The sequence below is a fragment of the Mesorhizobium sp. M1338 genome, assembly GCF_040318045.1.
GTDB lineage: Bacteria > Pseudomonadota > Alphaproteobacteria > Rhizobiales > Rhizobiaceae > Mesorhizobium.
The window spans coordinates 1-1,608 of record NZ_JAMYLL010000126.1; the positions used below are offsets into that span (position 1 = coordinate 1).

General features: G+C 64.3%; 1 protein-coding gene. It reads left to right on the forward strand.

The window, feature by feature from the left end:
* A partial coding sequence (locus tag NKH19_RS33230) for a non-ribosomal peptide synthetase (RefSeq protein WP_352983929.1) occupies positions 1–1,608 on the forward strand: 1,608 nt, incomplete at both ends.

The window sequence follows — 1,608 nt, forward strand, 5'->3', positions numbered from 1 at the left end:
GAGCGCCAATCGAGGCCGGCGCGAGATCGAAGAGTTGATCGGCTTCTTCGTCAACACCCTGGCGCTTCGGCTGGACCTGTCGGGCCAGCCGAGCGTGGCGGAGCTTCTGGAGCGGACGCGGCGCATAGCGCTGGCAGCGCAGGAGCATCAGGATCTGCCATTCGAGCAGGTGGTGGAGATCGTGCAGCCGCCACGGCATCTTGATCACACGCCGCTGTTCCAGGTGATGTTGGCCTGGCAGAACAACGCCGTCGGGTCATTGGACCTGCCGGGGCTGAGTGTGGAGGCTGCCGGGGATGGGTATGATCAGGTCAAGTTCGATCTGGAGCTGAGCCTTTGCGAGCGTGGCGAGGAGATCGCCGGAAGCTTTGGCTATGCGACGGCGCTGTTCGACCAGGCGACGATCGAGCGGCAGCGTAATTATCTGCTGGCGCTGCTGCGGGCGATGGTCGCCGATGCAGGCCAGCCGGTCGGCCGCATCGACATCCTGCCCTCCGACGAGCGCGCCTACCTGCTGGAGGAGCTGAACCGGACGGCGGCGCCTTATCCGTCGGACCGGTGCATCCATGAACTGTTCGAGCAGCAGGTGCGGCGCGCCCCCGATGCGGTGGCGGTGGTCCATGAGGACGAGCGCCTGAGCTATGGCGAGCTCAACGCGCGGGCCAACCGGCTGGCGCATCACCTGATCGGGCTCGGGGTCAGGCCGGACCAGCCGGTGGCGATCTGCCTGGAGCGCAGCGTGGCGATGGTGGTGGGGCTTTTGGCGATCCTCAAGGCGGGCGGTGCCTATCTGCCGCTCGATCCGGCCTATCCATCGGCCCGGCTGATCCAGATCCTGGATGATGCCGCCCCGCCGCTGCTGCTGGCCGATGCGGCCGGCCGCGAAGCCCTCGGCGCCGCGGCGATGGCCGCTGTGACGGTGGTCGATCTGGAGACGGACACGTCCGCCTGGGCCGGGCTTCCCGGTTCCGATCCCGGTTGCCACGCCCTCGGCCTCACCCCCCGCCATCTCGCCTACGTCATCTACACATCAGGCTCAACCGGAGCGCCCAAAGGGGCACAGAACGAGCATCGGGCTATTGTCAATCGCCTGATCTGGATGCAAAAAGCCTACGCTCTCAATGCGACTGATGTCGTCTTGCAGAAGACGCCTTTTGGCTTCGACGTCTCGGCCTGGGAATTCTTCTGGACGTTGCTTGAAGGGGCGACCCTGGTGCTGGCGCCTCCGGCTGCACACAAAGATCCCGAAGCGCTTGTAAACTTGGTAGTCGGCCAAAGCATCACCACGGCACATTTCGTACCATCCATGCTGGTCAACTTTATGGACACGAAGGGTGTTGATCGCTGCACATCGCTGCAGCGTCTCATGTGTAGTGGTGAGGCACTTGCTGCCCCCCTTGCGCACAAGGTTCGGCGCATATTGCCTTGGACCGGCCTGCACAATCTATATGGTCCCACGGAAGCAGCTATCGACGCGACGGCCTGGAATTGCCCGGCTGATTTTGACGGGTCAGTTGTCCCGATCGGCCGTCCGATTGCGAACACGCGGGTGTATCTTCTGGACGGCCATGGCGCGCCGGTTCCATTCGGGGCGGTGGGCGAGCTTTA